Consider the following 23,222-nt stretch of genomic DNA (forward strand, 5'->3'; position numbering starts at 1 on the left):
ATCACCTCTATGGGGTTATTTCTTATTCCTCCATTAATTTATGTGCTTCATCAATAATAGCCTGACCATCAACACCTTTAGCTTCCATGTCTCCAAGCCATCTCTCTGTCACTACTTCTGAAGCTTCTCTGAATCTAGCTAACTCGGCTTCCTCTAATTCATAAAATTCAATACCTTCTTCGATTGATTTATCGTAGGCATCTTCTCTTTGAGTATCGAATGCTTCACCGGATTGCCGAGCCATTTGTTCGCCACTCAGCCCTTCAATAATTTTCTGGTCTTCGGGAGAGATACTATCCCAGCTACTTTGATTCATGAATACATAAAATAATGATGTATTAAAATTACCTATAGTAACGTAGTCAACAACGTCATAAATATTAAAGTCTGCAATTGCTGCTACAGGAAGTACTCCTCCATCAATTACACCGCGTTGCATCGCATCATAGATTTCCGGAGCAGGCATGGAAACCGGTGTTCCACCCCATGACTCTATCATTTCGCCGCCCTCCACGTGAGGAGTTCTTAAACGTAATCCTTCTAAGTCTTCTAGTGTCTCCACTTTAGTGCCCGCAGTAATAATGGCATACGGATCAGCAGCGTGTGTCCATAGTACTTTTACGTCACCATACTCTTCCTGAATTTCAGGAAATGTATCATAAAGCTTTTGCGTGACTACACTTAAATCCGCTGCTGTACCTTCTGCCAAAAAAGGTAATTGCATTGCTGAGTGAATTTCCCAAACACCAGCATTATAGCCTTGAAGTCCCCAGCCAGCATCCATAATTCCAGTGACAATATTATCGTACGTTTCAGGAGGACTACCTAAAGCACCTCCTGGATAAATTTGAAATTGAACTCTACCTTCTGTGGCTTCAGCTACTTGTTCACTCCAAGGTCTCATGGCCAGTGAATCCTGTACATGGTCAGTCGAATTCATATGCCCCAAGCTGAATTCTAAACCCTCCACTGATGCCTCAACCGCAGTATTATTTTCTTCATTTGCATTTGATTCAGCAGAATCGTCCACTTCATTTATTTCGGTATTATTTGAGGTTTCCACTCCACTCGAATCATTTGTATCCCCACAAGCACCCAGAAAAAGTAACGTTACCATCAACATTGAATTTAAAGTAAGCTTTTTCATTTCTTTTTAACCCCCTAATTTATTTGGTATTAAGAACAAAAGCGGACCGAACATCACAATTAATTAAACGCTTACATTTAAGAATATTCGCTCTTTTCTTAATAGTCTTTATATTATTATTTAAATAACACTTATACAATAGTACCGTTCTGTTATAAACAACATCTGTAAATAAATTTTAAATAAAGGAACTTTATCAAATAAAGAAAATGTTCTAGTTTACAGATCTCAGATGTCTGACAAAGAGAAAGTGTGGATAAAAAAATAATTTAGGTGAACCGGGCCTCGCTGACCTAGTACACCTTCAGCTAGTATCTAAATTCACTCCGCCGTAGAATTTAATGTTCGACATTAAAAGGTTTCCTCTCTGCTATATCAGATCTGCTTTGTTCCAGTTAAAAAAATTAGAAAAAAAGATTTGGCAGAGCTTAGTAGCTTTAATAGTAATAAAAAAGCCTTCCGCGAGTTAACACCTCGTGGAAGACCTCTTTAACTTTACACCTATAACTTAAAACTCCTAACAGATTTTTGTAAATCTTCTGCCATCTGACTTAGTGTTTCAGCTGATGAAGAGATTTCCTCCATCGAAGCATTTTGTTCTTCTGCTGATGCTGCAACAGTTTGCGTACTCGTTGCTGAGGTTTTCGCTATATTACCAGACTCTTCAACAGAATGTAACATCGATTCCGTGCTTGATGTAATTTGCTGCACAGCTGCTGATACTTCTTGTACTTGCGTAGTTACGCCGTTTACTGCTATGGAAATTTCCTTGAATGTTACTCCGGCATTATCTCCGTATACAAGACCTTCTTCTACAGACTTTCGTCCTTCATCCATGGATATTACAGACTGACGAACGCCATTTTGAATATCTTCAACAAGTGTACCTATTTTCCCGGCTGATTGGCTCGATTGTTCTGCTAGTTTCCGGACTTCATCAGCAACGACCGCAAAACCTTTCCCGTGTTCACCAGCTCTGGCAGCTTCAATCGCTGCGTTTAATGCTAGAAGATTTGTTTGGTCAGCAACATCTGTAATTAGAGAAATAATATTGCCAATCTCGTTCGACTTCAGCCCTAATTGCTCCATACTTTTAGAGGTCGAACTGGTCTTCTCATTAATCTGGTTCATTTGCGCGACAAGTTGATTGATAACATTCGAACCTTCGTCTGATTTATTGCTTGTTGTAATCGCCGATTCATTTACTTGTTCCATGCTTCTAGCAATTTGATTCATTCCTGAAGAAATTTCATTTACCGTGTTCGTAGCAAAGTTAGCACTGCCAACTTGTTTTTCTGAACCCTCGGCAACATCTTGAATAGATGATGCTATGCTTTCTGTTGCTTTACTCGTTTCCTCTGCGCTAGCAGTCAATTCTTCCGCAGATGCCGCAACTTGTTCTGATGTGTCTGATATTTTATGCAACAACTCCCGTAAACTATCAAGCATTTGATTCATATAATTGCTCAATTTTCCAACTTCATCGCCAGAGTTCACTTTAATTTTTTCAACTTGTAAATCGCCTTTACTAATGCTTGAAGCCATAATCATTACCTTCTTTAAAGTACCAGTGATGCTGTTACTAAAGAGTACAAATAAAGCCGTACCAATGATTAACGCTAAAGCTAGAGATATCCCAAAAATAGTTTTGGTATTTTCAACAGCTTCATCGGCTACTAGTCCCGCTGACAGCATTTGCTCAAATACTAAGTCTGCTAACTCAAGAGAAGCCTCCGCAGAAACATCTCTGACCTCGTTTAATTCTACCATGAGTGTATCAATTTCGGAATCACTGCCAAGTAATACTTCATCTTTAATTTCATCTACTCTACTATTATTTTCAACGATGAGATTATACAATCGTAATTCTTCCTCTGAGTCCATCGTCTCTTCTATTTCATCTAACGTTTTCACCATTATTCCATCTAGTTCCGCAAATAATTGTGCATTAAATTCCCCTGTTCTAGCATATTCACTTATTGGGATGAATTTCCCTCGAAACAACGCTGCTACATCCGTAACGGCAACTGATCTTTCTGCACGTGCCTCCAAAATATTTATTTCATCTTCTACCGTGTTTAATTGTAGAAAACTGATAACAAAACCTACTGTAAAAAGGAATAAAACAATTCCAAACGTTGATAGTAACTTGTAGCGAATACTTAATCTTTTCCAAATTTTCATAAGACACATTCCCCTTTTTCTATTATGTACATTCTTACAATATCTTTTACTTTAAAAGCACACTTCATAAAGCATAGTTATTTAATCCTATAAAGTAGATTTAATAGTACTTTAATAGTAGTACTTATTGTATATTACATCTATTTTAGACAAACATCAACACTTTTACCTAATTATATTTACTCTCTTATTATCATATAAAGAGGTAAAAAAGGTTTCAAATCTACAATAATTAGTCTCAAATACCCACTTTAAAAACATTATACTGGAGCAGTTAACCAAAACAAGGACTAAAGACCGGTAAATGCTTAGGTATTTGTTTTATATTTACAACATATGTGCATAAATAGACTTCTTTCGACAGTTGTAAAATTATTTATTAACTCATTTCAAATAACTTTATACGCTTAGAAAAATAGAGTGAGAGATGGAAGAATTTATTATTTAAAAAGAAGGTTCCAATCTTGCAATATTAGGGAAGAGTACAAAAATACTAATTTTTCCAAAGGTGGTTGGTAAATATGGTTAAAACGTTTAAAAGGCAAGTTGACACCGTTGGCCGTATCGTTATTCCTAAAGAAATTCGAGAAGCACTGGATTTTTCACAGAGCGAACTTGAAATGAAAATTTTAACTGATAATAAAGGAATCAAATTGTCCAAGGCAAAAAGCACAACGAAGGTCTCCAAAAAATTAGACCGATACGGTCGTCTAATCATTCCATCTGAGATAAGAGAGAATTTGGCCTGGAATAAGAATATGGAGATTGAATTTAAACTTGCGGAGAGTTTTGTCGTGTTAAATGATCGTGTACAAGTCTGTGAGTTTTGCGGAAATGATGATTCTCTTGTAGATATTAAATCTAATTTCCTATGTGAAAAATGCTTAGACATAGGTAATAAACAAAAGAATATTAAATGGATAACACCGATAGATTCCCTTGTTTCTGATTACATTGCGGCCTGCGAAAGAACCATTAATAGTAAACATACAAGTGATATCCAACAAGCTAAAGAAACAGGAGAAAAGATTGAAGCGTTATTAGCGTTATTGAAAATTTCACCTGAACACACTCTCCTTATCAAAATGAAAGAAGCTGATAAACTTCTCGAAAAAATTATGGAGACAGACGCATTATCTAAAGAATTCGAGTCACGTAATGAAGTTGCCGTAGATGTAAAGCATGCCGAGGTGTACGCACAGATGAAGAAATTTGCTGAAAAAAAACGTAAGAAACAAGACAAAAAGCTTGAAAACAAGCTTCCACAGATCATCGACAATGGTTTTGTCGAAAGCTGGGAAGAGTTTAAAAATAGTGAATTCCCTAGTTATGTCGCATCATTTAACTTCTCCAATAATCTTGATGAACAGGAACGCTCTATTAAAGAAGCAAAAGAAGCTCAGAAAACAGCTGTGGAGGATCAAGGCGAGGAATCCCTGGCAGTAGTTGAAGTCAACAAACAACTTATGTTTGCTGAAAGACGAATCGCAGTTATGTATGATTATCTTGATGATATCCAAAGCAATACTAGCTTTAAAAATAAAGCAGCGAAATATGAAAAAGAGGCACACCAACTTCAGAAACAAACTAGTGTGAACAACCGTCTAACCGAATTCGAAAAGACCCGCAAAAATTTAGAGGGTAAGAAAAAACATATCAAAGCTGTAAAACAAGAGCTGATGGAGGAACTTCATAAGTAATTGTCGTGTCTCACTAACCAAAGGAAATATAAAGCTCATTCCTGAATTCAGGAATGAGCTTTACGCATACGACCAGGATGTTATTCATTCTACTGAAATCAAGGATCCTGAACAAAGAGGCGTTGAAAAACGATGAAATTAACCTCTCTCAATAAAACTGAAAAATAAAGATATATTTTTTTGTAAGGAAACCTATTTTGTCATCATAAATTCTTCCAAAACTCACGCGTTGACATAACACTTCCCACTTTCTTTTTGTACATAATAACAATTTTCAACAAGTTACTTTAATTAATCACTTAGATGAATCATACCTGCATTTAAAATGCGTATCTTCAGATCGCGTTCCTTCCAACGTTTCTTAATAAGCAGAAAGATCTATCATCATTTCTTTTAAGTGTAATCAAGAATTCTTTACTGATATGATAATGAATATAGTATTTTCGTCGATTAATCACATCTGTGTAATCAATTTCAATACCTTTTAAAAGTTATATAAAATGTCACTAGCATTGCATTATTAAATTTGAGGATTCTACCTAATCATAGTATTGAAAAAAGTGGTTCATGGCATAAAAAATCCTTTATAATGAATAGACAGGTGATTCCCTGTCCAACCATATGGACAAAAATACACTACTATTATCATTTGGTAAATGGGTTCGGCGACTAAAAGTCGTACAGTACCGTAAAATACAAAATGCCGTTGTCAATCGAGTTTAAATGTATAATATCACCAAATGGATAGAGCCACATTTTGTTCAGGTTTCCTTTTTTGACTCTGACAAGAGAAAAAAATAACAATCTCAACTTTCAGATCTTACTTTTGCAACACTAGTGATGAAATGTAGATTAATTTTTGGAGTATTATGACTCCTTGGAGGTGACGCTAAATATGAAGCCTTTATTTTTTATCACTTTATTGACCACCCTCCTGACTACTCAACAGTATTCTCTCATTGTAATAGCAGATGAACATAGCGAGCAAACTTTTGATTATAGAAACTCTCCCCCGTTACGCGTGGCCTATGATCCCGATCTCATTCCGTTTCATAGGTTTGAAAGTAGTGGTGAATCTGGTTTTGCGATTGAATTAATGGACCGAATCTCAGAATCTGCTGACATCGATGTGACTTATCTGCCAATGACAAAATCTGAGGCAGTTGATCGAATCGAAAATAACGAGATCGATATCATTCTAAGTGTCCCCTTCTCTGAAAAGCATTCGACCATGATGGAATTTACTGATTCATTTTTTTCCACATCCATTGGGATTCTGACTCGTGTAGAAGACAATCAAATTGACGCAATGACTGACCTCTCTGAGTCGTTAGTCGCCTTGCAATCAGAAACGATTGAATACGAATTCTTAAAAAATACTCGCGGTATTCAATATCAGGTAGCTAGTAGTCAAAAACGTGCTTTTGATATTTTTATAGCAGGTCGTGCCGATGCGTTTGTGGGAAATATTGTAACAACCAAGGAACTCTTGCGACAATATGATATAGAAGATCAATATACTTTTGCAGATACTTTCCTGCTTCATGTGGATTATTCAATAGCCATTCAAAAAGAAAACTATTCGTTGCTAAATCAATTAAACTCGGAAATTCGGCAAATGAAAGCTTCGGGAGAATACAGCGAACTTTACGATCATTATTTCCAGCAAGATAATGATTCTTTTGCCCGTTGGCTTCTTCTTTCTGTCCAAATAGCTGGTGGTCTTCTAATTATTATGCTCCTTTTAATTTTTATCGGGATCCGATGGAACCGGGCACTACAAAGAAAAGTGGACAAAAAAACAACCGATTTAAACCAATTAAATCATTCACTTATGCTACAAATAGTACTGAAACGAAATAATAATGAGTTTTTAAATCAAATATTAGATAGCAGTCCGAGAGGAATCGTCACACTTGATAAGCAAGGTAACGTGACAAAATTTAACCCTCGGGCACTTGAAATTGTTGGAATTACTGAACCGCCTGTTAAGAAACCTTATCAGAAAATTGAGCTCGTCCGTGAATTATTGATAGGGAAAGCTGAAACCGTTCTAACTGGCAAAACACAAAGGTTTTTAGGTCAACACAAGGCTTGGATAAGAAGTGATGACCAATCATTTCAATTTAGATACTTTGTCTATCCTCTGTATGACTTTGATCGGAAAATTAATGGCCTTATTCTTACATTTGAAGATGTTACCGAAGAATTCTCATTAAGAAAAAAACTGTTTGAACAAGAAAAAAACCAAGCATTGAGCCGAGTTGTTGCCGGGATTGCTCATGAAATTAGAAACCCGCTTAGTTCAATAAAGACATTTGTGGAATTAATTCCAACAAAAATTAACAATCAGAAATTCCAACAAGAAATCTCTACTTATGTTCCAAAAGAAATTGTTCGTGTAAGTGAACTAATCGAAAGTCTTATAAACTATGCAAAACCACGCCATCTAACCTTTGAGATTCTCGATGTAAAAAAGCTTCTGCATGAGTGTTTCATTCTTTTTGAACCAACTGCGAAAAATAAGGGATTTACCTTTAATTTTGATGTTCCTCACAATTTATTTATCTCTGCTGACTCTCATCAAATAAAACAAATTGTTATTAATCTAATTATTAACTCGTTAGATGCACTCGAAGAAAAACAGGCTACTGATTCTTCGCTAGAAGCCGTTAAGCTAGAGATTTCAGTTTGTAAAAAACAAGATGACATATACATAAATGTGACCGATGAAGGTATCGGCATGACATCTGATGAACGTAAGAAAATATTAGAACCTTTTTATACAACAAAGAAAAAAGGAAATGGATTAGGTCTTGCTATTGCTGACCAGATGATTCGTGAAAATGAAGGAGAACTACAAATAACTAGTCAAAAAAATATAGGAACAACAATGACTGTCATTTTTCCCGCTACTTCGTAATGAATGAAAAGAGAAAGGAATGATACATGATGATTAAGATTTTAATTATTGATGATGAAGAATCTATCTGTTCCTCGTTAACGTTTGCACTGGAAGATGCCTATCAAGTAACAGCAATAACTGACCCCATTCAGGCCTTACATGTAGTGGAGTACGAAATATACCAGCTTTGCTTGCTTGATTTAAAAATAGGTAATGTCGATGGGATCACGATTTTAAAGCAATTGAAACAACTTCAACCATCAATGGAAGTAATTATGATTACCGCCTATGGAACAATTGAGTCTTCCGTAACGGCTTTACAAAATGATGCTTTTTCATATGTAACGAAACCAATCAACATGGATGAACTTCATGCCAACATAAAAAAAGCTTTGAAGTATAAAGAATTAAATCAGCAAGTGGAATACTTAACAAGAGAGTTAGAAAAGAAATACAGATACGAAGAAATGATTGGTCAAAGTGAAGAAATGCAAAAAGTCTTCACTTTGATAGATAAAGTGAAAGAATTCAACACAAATATTTTGATCACAGGAGAAAGCGGGACGGGCAAAGAACTCGTAGCGAGGGCTATTCACTATTCAGGTAAACGAAAAAAGGGTCCCTTAGAGATTCTTAATTGTGCTGCGATTCCCGAACAGCTTCTCGAGAGCGAATTGTTCGGTTATGAAAAAGGTGCATTCACTGGAGCAGTCAGTTCCAAAGCAGGAAAATTTGAACAAGCCAATAGAGGAACCCTTTTTCTTGATGAGATTGGAGACATGCCAGCTTCTTTACAAGCGAAACTACTTCGAATTTTACAAAAAAAAGAAGTGACACGTTTAGGTTCAAATGAAATGAAAGTTTTAGATGTGAGGATTATCGCTGCAACAAACTTAGATCTAGAAGAAGAAATGGAAAAAGGAAATTTCAGAGAGGATCTTTATTTTAGGCTGAACGTCATTGAAATTCGTACTCCTCCTTTACGAGAACGAAAAAGCGATTTACCTTTTTTAATAGAATACTTCATTGGTAAAAATAACGATGACCACGGTCTAACTAAAACAAAGTTTACGAAAGAAGCTGAAGCGAGAATGCTTTCCTACAACTATCCTGGGAATATTCGCGAACTAGCAAATATCATTGAATCCTCGATCGTCTTTGCGGAGAAGAACGTAATAGGTGTCTCTGACTTACCTGCTTCAATGAAGCGATCTGGGAAACGCCCAGTGACTTTAGCTTCTGTCTCGCTAGAACAATTTGTTGGGCTTACCCTCAAAGAATTAGAAAAACGATTTATATTAGAAAACTTAGAATACCAGAATGGGCATAAGAAAAATACAGCAACTGCATTAGGAGTTAGTGAAAGAAGTTTACGAGATAAACTAAAACAATATAAAGAGGAAAATCCGCTTTAGTATTTACCGGCATTTTTTTCACAAACGGCAAATAATGCCGCAATTGTTCAGACATAATTTTGTATACGCTTACAATTAATCGCCCTGCATCAATGTTTTTAAAAGTTGGCATGGTTTTTGCATTCTATTTATACTGAACACAATATTAAAGGGGGAAAAATACGCATGAAAGATTTTAAATTATTGTTATTAGGAACTGTTTTGTCAGTTGGGTTGATCGCTTGTGGTGATGAAGCTGATGAGGTGAATAACGCAGAGAGCGAAGACGATAACAGCACAGTGGAAAACAACGATGGAAATGATACCAATAAAGAAGCTGAAGAAGGTACTTCAGGAATTGATGAAGATTTGTTTATTACTGTTGCGACTGGCGGGACTTCAGGAGTATACTATCCAATTGGTGGTGCGATCGCAAAAGTTTTAGAAAGTGATTTAGGTCTCGATACTTCCGTCCAATCTACAGGAGCTTCTGTTGAAAATATTAATCTTCTTGATACGAATCGAACCGAACTTGCCATAACTATGGCCGATGCTGTTTCTCAAGCGTATGAAGGTAATGGCGCATTTGAAGGCGAAGAGCCGAAAGAAAATTTAACAGGTTTAGCCGCATTATATCCTAACTTTGTTCAAGTAGTTACGACTGCTGATACAGGTATCGAAACAATAGATGACTTAGAAGGTAAAAGCATTGGCGTTGGTGCACCGGGGTCAGGCGTTGAGTTAAATGCTCGATTGGTATTAGAGGCTCACGACATGAGCTATGATGACATTGAAGAAGATTTTCTATCTTACAGTGAAGCCATAGACCAAATTAAAAATGGCCAGATTGATGCTGCATTTGTAACAAGTGGTGTTCCAAATGCTACGATAATTGACTTATCAACAACGCATGATGCAATAGTTATTCCAATTGAAGGAAAGCCATTGGAAAGTTTGATAGAGGAGTATCCATTTTTCTCCACAGGAGTTATTGAAGGTGGAACGTATGATCAGGAGGGAGATGTTAATACAGCAACAATTACAAATCTTCTCCTCGTTAATAGTAAATTGTCAGATGACACTGTATATGAAATAACGAAATCTTTATTTGAAAATATAGATGACATTCATGCTTCTCATAATGCTGCTCAAGATATTATTCTTGATAACATTGAAGAAGGAATGCCAATTCCATTTCATCCAGGCGCACAACGCTATTTCGAAGAAGTAGATGCATTTGACTAAATAAGGAGGCAGGCAGAAGGAACTTCTGTTTCTTCTGTGTATAACTATGGTAGGAAAAAGATTGTTAGCCACTTTTATTATTGCTGGAACGTTAACTGTCTCCTTTTTTCATAGTAGTGGTGATAAAGAGGATGTCATGCTCGTATTTCAGCACGCCCGAACAGGTAACGTTATTTCTCAATATCCAGTGACTGTAGAAAGTGAAATTACCTTATCATGGATACATTCCGTGGAGAAAACACCTTGGCATGAAACGTATCAAGTTCAAGATGATCATCGATTGCTATTAAAAAGAACAAGCTTTCAATCATACGGTGCTGGTGTGGATCATCAAAAAGGAGAGATTAAAATAGAGAATGGTTTTATCATTTATGAAAATATTAATGAATATTTCGATGAATTATCTTGGATACATTCTCATCGTACGAAGCATGAAATCACAATGGATGATGAGACTATCTTATCCGTGACGGACCTCCCACATCATGAACCAATTAAATTATCCGTTGAAAAGAGGTGACTTACATGGGAAATGAAAACCAAGTACCAGTAATTGAAAATGAGAAGGATGTTCTCGAAAAATACGATAAAGAATCCCGGTCTCGTAGCTATCGTTTAAAACCAGTCTCCCTCATCGTCTCAGGAATTGCAATTTCTTTGTCAGTGTACCACCTTTATACATCATATTTTGGCACACTTGTAACTTTACAGCATCGATCTCTACACGTGGCAGTCGTCCTAGCCCTAATTTTTCTAATCTACCCCGCTTTTAAAAATCTGGACAGAACAAAACTTCATTGGTACGACGTGGCATTCGCTTTGTTAGCTATAACAACAACTATTTATATTTATATAGATTATGATGGAATCGTTAATCGAGGAGGTATACCAAATGATTGGGATCTCTTCTTCGGCGCTATACTCGTCGTCCTTATTCTAGAAGCAGCAAGGCGAGTAGCTGGTTGGGCATTGCCGACGTTAGGGATTCTATTTTTAATCTACGGCCTCTATGGAAACCATTTATCAGGAATCTTCCGCCACCGAGGCTATAACTGGGAAGACATTGTCAATTTCATGTATGTGACGACCGAAGGGATTTATGGAACGGCTATTGGTGTATCGTCAACGTATATCTTTTTATTTATATTGTTTGGGGCCTTTCTAGCTAAATCTGGCATGGGACAATTCTTTAATGATCTAGCAATGGCTATTGCTGGTCAAACGAAAGGTGGGCCTGCAAAAGTATCGGTAATTGCAAGTGGATTTTTAGGTAGTATTAATGGAGCAGCGGTTGCTAACGTCGTTACCACTGGATCGTTTACTATTCCATTAATGAAAAAAATCGGCTATAAGAAAAACTTCGCTGGGGCCGTGGAAGCTTCCGCAAGTGTAGGCGGTCAAATCTTGCCGCCAATTATGGGTGCTGCTGCGTTTATCATGGCCGAAACACTGGGAGTTCCTTATCGGGAAATCGCTTTAGCTGCTTTGTTACCAGCACTTCTATTTTATTTAGGGGTCATCGTTCAAATTCACCTACGTGCGACCAAAGAAGGATTAAAGGGGATTTCTAAAGACAATCTACCTAAAATCATGGACGTAATGAAGGAACGCGGACACTTAATGATTCCACTGTTATTTTTGATGTATATGCTGTTCTTCAGTGGACGTACCATTATTTATTCCGCATTTTTGACAATTATTGTTACTGTTGGAATAGCAATGATTCGCAAAACGACACGAATGACGTTCAAAGATATCATAGAAGCATTGGAAAACGGTGCTCGAACAGCACTAACTGTTGCCATTGCTTGTGCTTCTGTTGGATTGATTGTAGGAATTGCAACGTTAACAGGCTTCGGACTTAAACTAGCAAATGCCATCGTGACATTAGGTGGAGAATCTTTATTACTGACTCTTATGTTTACTATGGTTGCGTGTATTGTCCTAGGAATGGGTCTCCCCAGTATTCCTACGTATATTATTACAGCTACGATGGCTGCACCGGCTCTTGTTCAATTGGGTATTGAGCCACTCGTTGCTCATTTATTCGTTTTCTACTTTGGTATTTTTGCGAACATTACACCACCCGTAGCACTAGCATCCTTTGCTGCAGCAGGAATATCCGGGGGCGATCAGATGAAGACTGGTTTTATCTCTATGAAGCTTGCGATCGCTGGCTTTATCGTTCCTTATCTTTTTGTATATAATGACAGTTTACTTCTTATAAATACAACCTTTTTAGAGGGGGTACTTGTTGTTATTACATCAATAGTAGGGGTCGGCATGCTTGGAATCGCCGCTGAGGGGTATTACTTAACAAAAGTGAATCCAGTTATTCGTATAATACTATTTGGTGGAGCTTTGTTATTAATGAATCCAAATTGGCTTCAAGATGTGTTCGCTTTAGTAATCATTTTGTTCGTTGTTTTTGTACAATGGAGAAAAGCTAAAAAAGAAGGGGGATTCAATCTCCCACTTAAAGGTTTCATGGAAGCGAGTTAAGACATCCTTGTCTCTTGAACAATATGGATTGCCTGAAAAATTTGCGAATACCAGTATTTTTCTCGGATCAGGAATGAACACTTACGTTACCGGACAAACGTGGTTAATCCGTGAACCCCCGAGCAAACTAACACTCTGCGGGGGCTAGCTTGGATCATTCTTCCCACAGGATTCTTCCAAACAACAATTTTTTATAAAGGCAGTTTACATTGACTTTCTTTTTTTGAACAAATAATAGGAAGAAGCGAAGGCTGCGATTCTTGCGTGATTAACAACAACTTCTGAAAAGAATAGATAAAGCAGTCGCCCCACTGCTTTATCTATTCTTCTGCTTCTGTCCCAAGATTTTAAAATAGTTATCCATAGGTATTCTTTAATCTTTTTTTCTATTATATATACGATCGATTCCAACCGCTACTAATAGTACTGCCCCTGAAATAACCATTTGGTAAAATTCATTAATATTAAGTATAACGAGACCATTCGCTAATACACCTAAAATAAATACTCCTAAAACTACTCCTATTAACTTCCCTTGTCCACCGAAAATACTTACTCCACCAAGTACTACTGCTGTTACTACCTCTAATTCAAATCCTTGAAGAGCATTTGGCTGTCCGGAATTTAATCTACCTAGCAGGATTAATCCTGCAATACTGCAGAAAAAACCTGATAGCATATAAACTAACATTTGAACTTTCTTTGTATTTATTCCTGAAAGTCTTGTAGCTTCTAAATTTCCTCCCAATGCATAAATATGCCTACCGATATATGTTTTATAAAGTAAAATATATACACCAACAAAAACAGCTACCATTATGATTGCAGGAACTGGAATACCTAGAAGATACCCATTCCCAAAAAAACGGATACTTTCCGGGAAGCCAAATACCGGGTACCCACCAGTAATAACAAAGGTAGTTCCTCTTAACATCGTTAGCATCCCTAAGGTGGTTATGAGTGCAGGAATACCTACCCGAGTAACAATTAATCCGTTAACTGCACCGACAAAAACTCCAGCAATTATTCCAACAATAATCGCTATCCAAGGTGGGATTCCTGCAGTAATCAACATCCCCATTACAACACTTGTAAAAGCAACATTAGAGGCAACTGAAAGATCAATTCCCCCAATTAATAACACCATCGTCATCCCAGCTGCAATAATTCCTAATAAGGCCACTTGACGAATGATATTAATTAAATTTCCCCCTGTTAAAAAAGTAGGTGACATAATGGAGAAAAAAATGATCACCCCTATAAGTACGAGTAACAAAATGACTTCTTGATTAAACTTGAATTGAAAAGATGATTTAGTTTCTGTTTTGGTTTCAGCTTTCATGTCTTTCCCTCCAAATCCTTAGAGATCCCTGATGATAGTGAAAATATATTTTCTTGAGTTGCTTTATCAAAAGGTAAAATCCCCGCTAATTCTCCCTCTTTCATAACAGCAATACGATCAGATAAATTTAATATTTCGCCCATCTCCGATGAAATCATGATGATTGATTTACCTTCTCTAAGCAGCTCATTCATTAAATTATAAATTTCTTGCTTCGCTCCGATGTCCACTCCTCTAGTAGGTTCATCAAAAATGAGTATATCCGCATCCGTAGCAAGAGCTTTTGCAATGACCACTTTTTGTTGATTACCGCCGCTCAACTGACCAGCTAGCTGTCCATCATAATATTTAATACTTAATTTATCTTTGTATTCTTTTGAAATACTTTTTTCCTTTTTTAAATCTAAAAAGAGCCCTCGACTGTTCTTTTTAGTTGCCCCTAAATTTGTATTTACTTCACAGTCCAAACCCAAAACTACCCCTTCTTTTTTCCGATCCTCAGGGATTAGTCCTATTCCTATTTTGAGAGCATGCTCCGGAGAATCAATTTTACTGTACGTTTTCCCTTTAACGCTTATTGTTCCGCTAGTTATTGGATATAAACCATACAATACTTTCGCGAGCTCCGTGCGTCCTGACCCCAGTAAACCCGCTACACCTAATACTTCTCCTTTTTTCAAATCAAACGAAATATTGGCTACCTTTCCTTTTGAAAATAGATTTTCCGCAATTAAAATCGTTTCTTCTTTTTTTGTCCTTGCTCGGGAAGACATGGTCAATTCCCTGCCGACCATCAACTTTACTAATTTCTCATAATCTAATTCTTCAATTGGTTTCGTAGCAATATAATTTCCATCTCTCAAAACCGTGACTTTATCGGATATTTCAAATATCTCTTCGAACTTATGGGATATATATATGATTGCTACGCCATTTTCTTTTAATGACCTCATTAATTTAAAAAGAGACTCTACTTCATCACTAGTTAAAGCTGCTGTTGGCTCATCCATTATCAGCACATTTACATCTTGCGAAATAGCTTTGGCTATTTCTACTAGCTGTTGGTCAGCCACACCTAAATCCTTTACATAAGTACTCGTTGATTTTTTTATATTCATTTTTTCCAAAACATCTTTTGTGATTTGTGTATTTAATTGTTTTCTTACAAAAAGCCCTTTTCGCTTTTCTTTTCCTAGCATAATATTTTCTTCTACAGTCAAATGAGGAACCAAATTAAATTCCTGATATATGATCCCAATGCCTTTTTCCGAGGATGTCCGTGGAGAAAACTCTGTGAGCTTTTCACCGTTCACTTCAATACTTCCGATGGTTGGAGATATCGCCCCTGCTAAAATTTTCATTAAAGTTGATTTTCCGGCTCCATTTTCTCCCGCTAGGGTATGTACCTCTCCAGGATAAATTTCCATATTAACTCCACTTAGTGCAATCGTTCCAGGGTACTCTTTTGTCACATCTGTAACTTTAATTATTGGATTAACCATTATGTCACCTCCTCATAAATTTCATTTACGAGAGAATGTTTCAAAAATCCAGAGCATTCTGAAACATCCTCAAGTAAATGAGTTTAATCATAGATTTCTACCATTAAACATATTATTGATATGAAACTATCACTAAATTTTTATTGGTATTCCTCGATGTTAGATTCATTTACTCCTCTAACTTCAATTTCATTCTCTACCTCATAGTCATCACCATTTATAATAGCTACCATTACTTCTACGATCGTTTCGGCAGTTAAAATGGGTTGCTGATCCACAGTAAATTTATAGATTCCTTCTTCACCAATAGCATCTATCGCTTCAGGTACAGCATCTATTCCACCAACTGCAAATGTATCAGATTCTTTCCCTGCTCCTACTGCTGCATTATAGGCACCTAATGCACCACCATCATTTATACCAAATATTCCTATCATGTCTGGGTTAGCTTGTAAGAATCCCTCTGAAACATCGTATGCTGTGTTAGGGTCACCTGCCTGTTGATCTCCGACAACTTCGACATCTGGTGAGTATTGACGGATTCCGTCAATGATTCCTTCTTTTCTTTGAATCACTTGTTCAATTTGGTCAAAATTCAAGATTCCAACTCCACCTTGACCATCATGAACTTCTTTAATCCACTGTCCCGCTTGTTCACCTAACGCTAATCCCATTCCATACTCATCTGCCCCAATCCAGGCATCCGCATTTTCAAGTTTCGTCGTGTGGGCAAGCACTGGAATACCAGCATCTTTAGCTTCCTGTACTGCATCGTTTATAGCATTTTGATCAGTGGCTGTAACGATGATTGCGTCAACATCTTGTGCAACGAAGTTTTGAATAGCTTCAATCTGAGAGTTTACATCATCTCTTGGATCATTAATAATAACTTCATAGCCTTCTTCAGCTGCTAACTCTTCAACTGCAGTAGTTAATTGAACAAAAAATGGATTACTTAGATCAAGAACAGTCATCCCAACTTTCATCGAACCCTCTGCATCACTTGCAACTTCACCATTATTTTCAACCGTTTCTTCTTGATTATTTTCAGCTTGATTGGCATCACCATCTACATCGTTATTTCCACAGGCTGCCAACATCATTATAGATAAAATACATAGAATCGAATAAATTGCATACTTACTTTTCAACTAAATCATCTCCCTTTTCCCAATAGTTATTATGATAAATTCATATAGAAACTTTCCAATAAAATAAAGCAAACTCACTCCTTTCAAATTCCTCTAAACATATGGAAGCACTTATTCAATAAATTAATCATACGTTTAAAGCGCTTTCATTTAAATGTGATATCTTTCTGATAAGGGGGGTTTTTTTCGGTAATAAAAAACAACAATTAATTAATGATAAACATTAATTAATTGTTGTTTTTGTATATCCACTAGTAAAACTTAGATCTGTTTTCATTTTTAAACTCGGAGTTAGCACCCACTTGTTTACCTAAAATGGAATAAAAAGATAACACGACGTTAATCAAGTAAACGTGGTCTATACTAGAATTTTATATTCTCTACCTTAAAGGAGTAAAATCTTCTACCTTCTTTAAAACTCGTTCAATCTCCTCTAAAACATCTGAGGATAGGTTAACTTCGACAGCCTTTACATTCTCCACAATTTGATCCGGTTTACTTGCACCAATAATCGCTGAACTTACACCTGGTTGACGAAGAATCCAAGCTAAAGATAATTGGGACAATGAGATGCCCAATTCATTTGCAAGGCCTTGAAGTTCTTGCACTGCCAAAAGAACATTCTCTTGTAAATAGCTTTTTATAACTCCATTCACGGTATCATTTGCAGCTCTACTATCTTTTGGAAGCTCCATTCCTGGTTTGTATTTCCCGGTTAAAATTCCCTGAGCAAGTGGTGAAAAAACTATCTGACCAAGTCCATTTTTCTCACTAACTTGTAACACTTCTTTTTCGATATAGCGTTCAAACATATTATAAATAGGTTGATTAGAAATAAGCGGTCTTAAATGTAAACGATTACTAATTTCACTAGCCTCAGTAATTTGCGCCCCTGTCCATTCACTCACTGCAGAATAGAGTATTTTCCCTTGTGAAGTTAAATCATCCAACGCCCGCAACGTCTCTTCTAAAGGTGTTTCATCGTCAAAACGATGACAAAAATATATATCAAGATAATCTACACCTAATCGTTTCAAACTAGCATCACATTGCTCGATAATATGTTTTCTAGATAATCCTCTGTCATTTGGTCCATCACCCATTGGGAAGAAGACCTTTGTTGAGAGCACATAACTTGATCGATCATATCCTTTCAATGCAGCACCAATCGCTTCTTCTCCTGCTCCACGATTGTAGGCGTTTGCAGTATCAATAAAATTGATACCATTTTCAAACGCAGTCCTTATACACGCATCTGCCGCCTTCTGTTCTGCTGCAGTTCCATATGTAAGCCAACTTCCTAAACCAATTTCACTTATTTTCACACCACTATTACCAATACGTCTATATTTCATTTACACATCTTCCCCTTTTATAAAATACATACAGGTCCAGTCACCAAATAAAACTTGGAAACCAATGATTATATTATACATTATTAACCTTGATGAATTAAACTTTTAGAACTTCATTTTAATTATACGGCTTTAGCTTAAAAGTCGAATTTTTACAAGGCGAACCTGATTCATCAATTGTCGCATTTGCAGTAGAGGGCTCAGTGCCATATAAGGATTAGTGCTTAGAAGTACAGTTGCCAAAAGAGCTCATTGTGTCGCGTTCCTTATTAAAGACATAAAAAAACTACCACTGAGTGATAGTTTCAAAGTTGAATATTTCTATATTTAGAAGGCAACTCACCTGTGTATTGTTTAAATAATTTACTGAAGTACTTTGTATCCTTGAAACCAACCTCTTCTGAAATTTCATGTATTTTTAGATTCGATTGATGAAGAAGATCTTTTGCTTTTTCTATTCTTATTCTAGTAACATAGTCCAAAACTGTTTCTCCCGTTTGTTTTTTAAATACTTCGCAAAAATAAGTTGGATTCATATAGATGATATCGGCTATTTTAGAAATAGTAATACTTTCCGAAACATTCTGTTGAATCCAATATTTTGCTTTATCAATATGATTTAAACTACTATCAACGCTCATTTTTTCATTGATGACATTCTTCGTCCACGTGATCACCTCAAATTTTAATTGCTCAAAATCCGAAATATTTTTAATCCTGATAAAGATTGGATAAAGATATTCATACCCACGATTATCATCTTTAAAAAGATACTTGATGACACGAAAGAGATAAAATCTAATGGTTGTTTCCACTGCTTCTGGTGACTCTAATTTCTTTAGTTCACTAAAAAAATCAGGGAACTTTCTTTCTACATCTTGTACATCTAATTTTTCTATTGATAACACTAATTTTTGAATTTCTAAATATATTTTTTGTGAAGTCTTCCCTTTTGATTCCTTATGAATTTCAGATAGAAACGCAGGGTAATAAACACGATTCCCACCATGTATCATACGTAATTGCATCAATGACAAAATTTTATCTCGCATAGCTGGCAACACAGACAAATCATTGAAATAGTCCTCCAGTGCAAAAGAAAAAGTAAGAGGCGTATATGTTTGGATATTTTTTTTCACATGTTTTACAACACCCTTGCTTTGATCTTCATAATTTATGTCCTCTTCATCAAAGTGTAACAGAAACCAATAACTTGATTTCTCTCCTCTCCACCACCAAACATTATTTTCTTCTCTTTTGGAGAAACTTTCTAAAGTTTCGTCTATTATATTTTCAATAGCAAATATCCACGTTTCCCAATCTTTATCAGAAAATATGTTTTTCTTATAAGATAAATTATCAAGACTAGTGTTAATCAACATATATTTCCCTGCCGGAAATTTCCTTGTCCATTCCATATTTGATAAGTCGATATCATTTTTTAGAACCATTTCACTTAATAGCTGTACTTGCTTCGTATAGGTTAACTCTTTAGCCTCCGAATGGACTTCAACTAAATGCCTGTCCAACTCGATTTTATCGATAACCTTTTCTCTTACAATTCGAAATTGTTTTTCGAGCATTTTTCTATCGATAGGTTTTAATATATAGTCAATTGCCCCTTCTCTCAGAGCCTCTTGAACAATTTCAAAATCTTCAAAGCCGCTAATGATTACTGAGAGTATCGAGTGAGTGTGATTTAGTTTCTTTATTAATTCGATACCTCCCATATTCGGCATTTTTATATCAGTAATCAACACATCAAATTCAATTTTTTTATCCTCTATCTCTTCTAATAAAGGTTCCCCATCAGGAAATGCTCCGACTACTTCCCAACCATCAAATCCATCTATTAATCTAACAATCCCCCGTCTGATTCTAGCTTCATCTTCACAAATTACTGCTTTAACCCTATTCATGTAACAAATCACCTCCATCTTCTATCCGGTACTCTTTCTTTGGAATCCTTAATACAACAGCCGTTCCGGATCCTAATTCACTTTGGATAGCAATTCCATAATTAGCACCATAAAGCATTACAATTCTTCCATGAACATTTACCAGCCCAAATTTCTCGTCTTTTTTTATCATCGGGTCGTCTTCATATAATGTTTGTTGCAAACTCGTTAATTGCTGTCTAGACATTCCTGGACCATTATCAATAATTGTGAAAATGATATCGTCACTAGTTGATTCATCTGAAACAGTAATTGAAATAGCCGCTCGATGTTTATTTCTAAGCGCATATTTAACGGCATTCTCAGCAATTGGCTGTAAAATAAATTTGGGCGTAGTATAATTTCCCGAATGAATATTTTCAACTATTTCAAAATCCAACCGATCTTCATATCTAAATTTTTGAATAGTCAGATAGTCTTTCACATGCTCTACTTCTTTATCTATAGCGACAGACTCTTCTTTATTTTGTAGGGAGTATCTTAACATTTTGCCTAGCAAAGAGATCATGTCAACTGCGGTTTCGTTGTCATTTTCTTCTACTGCCATTGTCAGAGACTCTAACGTATTATACAAAAAATGCGGATTTATTTGAGATTGAAGGGCATATAATTCCGCTTCCTTTTGTTTGATAGTAGTGAAATAATTTATTCTAATTAATTCCCTTATCTTTTCTATCATAGAGTTAAAACTATTTGACAACATCCCTACTTCATCTTTTGTATCTATATTAATACCCGCGTTTAAATCCCCCTGTTCAACGGCATTCATCGTTCGACGCAATCTGTGAATTGGTTTTGTAACTGACCACGCCAAAATAAACGAAATTCCTATCGAAACTAACGCTAAGGTAATCAATGCAACCAAAATTATATTACTAACTACATTTGTTCGGTCTGTAAGATAATTTGATTCAATCTGATGCACTAACGTCCACCCAGTGTTTTCGGATTTACTCACACTTAAAAGGTAATCGTCATGATCATTTGTTAATTTAAATGTCCCATTTTCAATAGGTATTTCATTAATCCCTTTATATTTACTGCCTATTTTATCTTTTTCAGTTTGATGATATATAATTTGATTCATATCATTCATTATCCAAATTTCGGCATTATCTTCTAAACCTAGTAAGATTTCATCAATAAAGCTAATGTCTATAGCTAACGACATCGTTCCTAGGTTTTTTCGATTATCTACGTCAACAATTTCTTTCATGACTAAAATAAAAGGAATATCCTCCTCAAACGTGATAGGAGTACTGTAAGACGGAAGCTTTTTCACTTCACTCCTCAAATCATAACTCTCTCCATATGGAACGAAGTCTTCATATTGAAGCTCACCTTCGTAACTTACTCTTGCACTGCTAAAAATCCGATCATTAGAATGGATAAATACAGCTAAAATAGCCGGATTAATGCCTTGAAGATATGTTCTTGATAAATAATTGTTAACTTGAAACCGGTCTCTTAGCAATGAAGACTGATTTTTATATTGAGTTTCTCCTAAAATAGCTGAAATGGCTGAAGAAGATGTAACAAGTTCAGGCATTTTCTCAATTTCCGATATTTGTGAATCAATATTTCTATTAGCCTGATTTAATATGGAAGGGATATATTCAGCTACTTGTAACTCTATCGATTTTGCATAGTGAGTATGAGCAATAGCAGCAAGAAATAACAGTGGAATTAATGTTAGTAATACATAGGTGAGGATTAGCTTAGTTCTTAAGCTATAATTTTTTAATTTATTCCATTTCTTTATTTTAGAAATCATAAAAATCTACATTCTCTTTCGTAAAATCTATCGGATCTCCCATTATAACCGTGTCCCCATTCCACTTAATTCTGCCTACGTTTGGAATATCCTGTCCATTAGATGGTTTTTTCCCATTTAATAGTTGCTTCGAAAGACTAACCGTTAAATAACCTAACTTTTTAGGACTCCAGAGCGTAACCATTTGAGCGGAATCATTCTTTAGGTATTGCCTCATTAAGCTAGGAGCCGATAAACCCACAACTGAAATTTCACCTATCTTATTCGCTTCCAACACTGCTTCCGCAGCTGCCGGAGGACCTACAGAAGAAGCACCGATAATCCCTCTTAACTCCTCATGTTTTTCAATAAGATCCGTCGCCGTTTTATATGCTTTTTGTGGATCATCGTCTGTCTCTACTACATCCACTAAATTTAAATCAGGGTAATGATATATTTGTTGATATTTCATCCATTGGAGCCATTCATTGATATTAGGTGCTGTTTCACTTCCGATCATAATCGCAAAATCTCCTGATTCACCAACATTCCATGCAAGTGTATCCATAAGGTGCCTGCCTAAAGTTTCTGATTCAACCATATTGATAAAAAAAGATCTTGATTCTGGCAATACATCCGAGTCCCAAGTAATTACCTCAATCCCTTCTTTTTGAGCATCTTCCAACACAGAAGATAAATCATTAGGGTCGTTAGCCGAAACAGCTATTAAATCAACTTCTTCTTCTATTAATTCTTTAATGATCGTTACTTGTGAGTCACTATCACCTATTGCAGGTCCTTTATAAATCAATTCTATCCCTAAGTCTTCTGCCGCTTCACGTGCACCGTCCTCCACCGCATTGAAATAGCCAATATTCTCTAGCTTTGGTACGAGAGCAATTTTATATTGGTTCGTTGTTCTACTTTCCTTTTCTTCTGCCTGTCCCGTATTATAAGTATATAAAACTTCATAACTATTTTCTGTTGAATGAAAGTTTCCACATGCTGTGATCATGATTAATAAGGCGCTAAAAATCCATAACTTGTACTTCACCTAACTCATCCTCTCCAGCTAATAGATAAC

The 23,222-nt window shown here is 36.0% G+C and carries 15 protein-coding genes; 6 read left to right on the forward strand and 9 right to left on the reverse strand.

What is annotated here, in order from left to right; genetic code table 11:
• Positions 1-22: 22 nt before the first annotated feature.
• Together CEF18_RS16305 and CEF18_RS16310 are read right to left on the reverse strand one after the other, a co-directional pair.
• Positions 23-1,147 carry a TRAP transporter substrate-binding protein gene (locus tag CEF18_RS16305; RefSeq protein ID WP_110937441.1) on the reverse strand — a complete coding sequence of 375 codons (1,125 nt, stop codon included), beginning with the start codon at positions 1,145-1,147 and terminating at the stop codon, positions 23-25.
• A 501-nt stretch (positions 1,148-1,648) separates the two neighbouring features.
• Positions 1,649-3,331 (reverse strand): methyl-accepting chemotaxis protein, encoded by a 1,683-nt coding sequence (locus CEF18_RS16310; RefSeq protein WP_110937442.1) that lies wholly within the window; start codon positions 3,329-3,331, stop codon positions 1,649-1,651.
• Positions 3,332-3,852: 521 nt separating this feature from the next.
• Between CEF18_RS16310 and CEF18_RS16315 the strand changes: the two genes are divergently transcribed.
• From CEF18_RS16315 to CEF18_RS16340, 6 genes are all read left to right on the forward strand, one after another.
• Positions 3,853-5,031 (forward strand): AbrB/MazE/SpoVT family DNA-binding domain-containing protein, encoded by a 1,179-nt coding sequence (locus tag CEF18_RS16315; protein ID WP_110937443.1) that lies wholly within the window; start codon positions 3,853-3,855, stop codon positions 5,029-5,031.
• Between the two features lie 895 nt (positions 5,032-5,926).
• Positions 5,927-7,954 carry an ATP-binding protein gene (locus CEF18_RS16320; protein ID WP_110937444.1) on the forward strand — a complete coding sequence of 676 codons (2,028 nt, stop codon included), beginning with the start codon at positions 5,927-5,929 and terminating at the stop codon, positions 7,952-7,954.
• A 26-nt stretch (positions 7,955-7,980) separates the two neighbouring features.
• On the forward strand, positions 7,981-9,351 hold the full coding sequence (locus tag CEF18_RS16325) for a sigma-54-dependent transcriptional regulator (protein WP_317624108.1): 1,371 nt from the start codon (positions 7,981-7,983) through the stop codon (positions 9,349-9,351).
• A gap of 165 nt (positions 9,352-9,516) precedes the next feature.
• Positions 9,517-10,575, forward strand: a complete 1,059-nt coding sequence (locus CEF18_RS16330) for a TAXI family TRAP transporter solute-binding subunit (RefSeq protein ID WP_110937445.1) — start codon at positions 9,517-9,519, stop codon at positions 10,573-10,575.
• Positions 10,576-10,636: 61 nt separating this feature from the next.
• Positions 10,637-11,095: a DUF1850 domain-containing protein gene (locus tag CEF18_RS16335; RefSeq protein WP_190238695.1), complete on the forward strand. Its 459-nt coding sequence runs from the start codon at positions 10,637-10,639 to the stop codon at positions 11,093-11,095.
• Positions 11,096-11,100: 5 nt separating this feature from the next.
• Positions 11,101-13,077: a TRAP transporter permease gene (locus CEF18_RS16340; protein WP_110937447.1), complete on the forward strand. Its 1,977-nt coding sequence runs from the start codon at positions 11,101-11,103 to the stop codon at positions 13,075-13,077.
• A 373-nt stretch (positions 13,078-13,450) separates the two neighbouring features.
• On the opposite strand, the gene CEF18_RS16345 is transcribed toward CEF18_RS16340, so the two are convergent.
• From CEF18_RS16345 to CEF18_RS16375, 7 genes are all read right to left on the reverse strand, one after another.
• Positions 13,451-14,419 carry an ABC transporter permease gene (locus tag CEF18_RS16345; protein WP_110937448.1) on the reverse strand — a complete coding sequence of 323 codons (969 nt, stop codon included), beginning with the start codon at positions 14,417-14,419 and terminating at the stop codon, positions 13,451-13,453.
• Positions 14,416-15,921 carry a sugar ABC transporter ATP-binding protein gene (locus CEF18_RS16350; RefSeq protein WP_110937449.1) on the reverse strand — a complete coding sequence of 502 codons (1,506 nt, stop codon included), beginning with the start codon at positions 15,919-15,921 and terminating at the stop codon, positions 14,416-14,418. Before CEF18_RS16350 ends, CEF18_RS16345 begins: the two co-directional genes overlap by 4 nt.
• 140 nt (positions 15,922-16,061) lie before the next feature.
• Positions 16,062-17,072 carry a sugar ABC transporter substrate-binding protein gene (locus CEF18_RS16355; RefSeq protein WP_110937450.1) on the reverse strand — a complete coding sequence of 337 codons (1,011 nt, stop codon included), beginning with the start codon at positions 17,070-17,072 and terminating at the stop codon, positions 16,062-16,064.
• A 380-nt stretch (positions 17,073-17,452) separates the two neighbouring features.
• Positions 17,453-18,427, reverse strand: a complete 975-nt coding sequence (locus CEF18_RS16360) for an aldo/keto reductase family protein (RefSeq protein WP_110937451.1) — start codon at positions 18,425-18,427, stop codon at positions 17,453-17,455.
• A 305-nt stretch (positions 18,428-18,732) separates the two neighbouring features.
• A complete protein-coding gene (locus CEF18_RS16365; protein ID WP_183041063.1) occupies positions 18,733-20,346 on the reverse strand; it encodes a response regulator transcription factor in 1,614 nt (537 codons plus the stop codon).
• Positions 20,339-22,159 carry a sensor histidine kinase gene (locus CEF18_RS16370; protein WP_110937453.1) on the reverse strand — a complete coding sequence of 607 codons (1,821 nt, stop codon included), beginning with the start codon at positions 22,157-22,159 and terminating at the stop codon, positions 20,339-20,341. Before CEF18_RS16370 ends, CEF18_RS16365 begins: the two co-directional genes overlap by 8 nt.
• Entirely contained in the window at positions 22,149-23,192 is a 1,044-nt protein-coding gene (locus tag CEF18_RS16375; protein ID WP_223292334.1) for an autoinducer 2 ABC transporter substrate-binding protein, read from the reverse strand. The genes CEF18_RS16370 and CEF18_RS16375 overlap by 11 nt, the downstream gene beginning before the upstream one ends.
• Positions 23,193-23,222: the final 30 nt, after the last annotated feature.

The sequence above is a fragment of the Salipaludibacillus neizhouensis genome, from assembly GCF_002886185.1.
Lineage (GTDB): Bacteria > Bacillota > Bacilli > Bacillales > Salisediminibacteriaceae > Salipaludibacillus > Salipaludibacillus neizhouensis.

Excerpts from the sequence above, each read along its gene's own strand:
- CEF18_RS16305 (WP_110937441.1), bottom strand. The coding sequence starts at position 1,147 with ATGAAAAAGCTTACTTTAAATTCAATGTTGATGGTAACGTTACTTTTT.
- CEF18_RS16310 (WP_110937442.1), bottom strand. The coding sequence starts at position 3,331 with ATGAAAATTTGGAAAAGATTAAGTATTCGCTACAAGTTACTATCAACG.
- CEF18_RS16315 (WP_110937443.1), top strand. The coding sequence starts at position 3,853 with ATGGTTAAAACGTTTAAAAGGCAAGTTGACACCGTTGGCCGTATCGTT.
- CEF18_RS16320 (WP_110937444.1), top strand. The coding sequence starts at position 5,927 with ATGAAGCCTTTATTTTTTATCACTTTATTGACCACCCTCCTGACTACT.
- CEF18_RS16325 (WP_317624108.1), top strand. The coding sequence starts at position 7,981 with ATGATGATTAAGATTTTAATTATTGATGATGAAGAATCTATCTGTTCC.
- CEF18_RS16330 (WP_110937445.1), top strand. The coding sequence starts at position 9,517 with ATGAAAGATTTTAAATTATTGTTATTAGGAACTGTTTTGTCAGTTGGG.
- CEF18_RS16340 (WP_110937447.1), top strand. The coding sequence starts at position 11,101 with ATGGGAAATGAAAACCAAGTACCAGTAATTGAAAATGAGAAGGATGTT.
- CEF18_RS16345 (WP_110937448.1), bottom strand. The coding sequence starts at position 14,419 with ATGAAAGCTGAAACCAAAACAGAAACTAAATCATCTTTTCAATTCAAG.
- CEF18_RS16350 (WP_110937449.1), bottom strand. The coding sequence starts at position 15,921 with ATGGTTAATCCAATAATTAAAGTTACAGATGTGACAAAAGAGTACCCT.
- CEF18_RS16360 (WP_110937451.1), bottom strand. The coding sequence starts at position 18,427 with ATGAAATATAGACGTATTGGTAATAGTGGTGTGAAAATAAGTGAAATT.
- CEF18_RS16365 (WP_183041063.1), bottom strand. The coding sequence starts at position 20,346 with ATGAATAGGGTTAAAGCAGTAATTTGTGAAGATGAAGCTAGAATCAGA.
- CEF18_RS16370 (WP_110937453.1), bottom strand. The coding sequence starts at position 22,159 with ATGATTTCTAAAATAAAGAAATGGAATAAATTAAAAAATTATAGCTTA.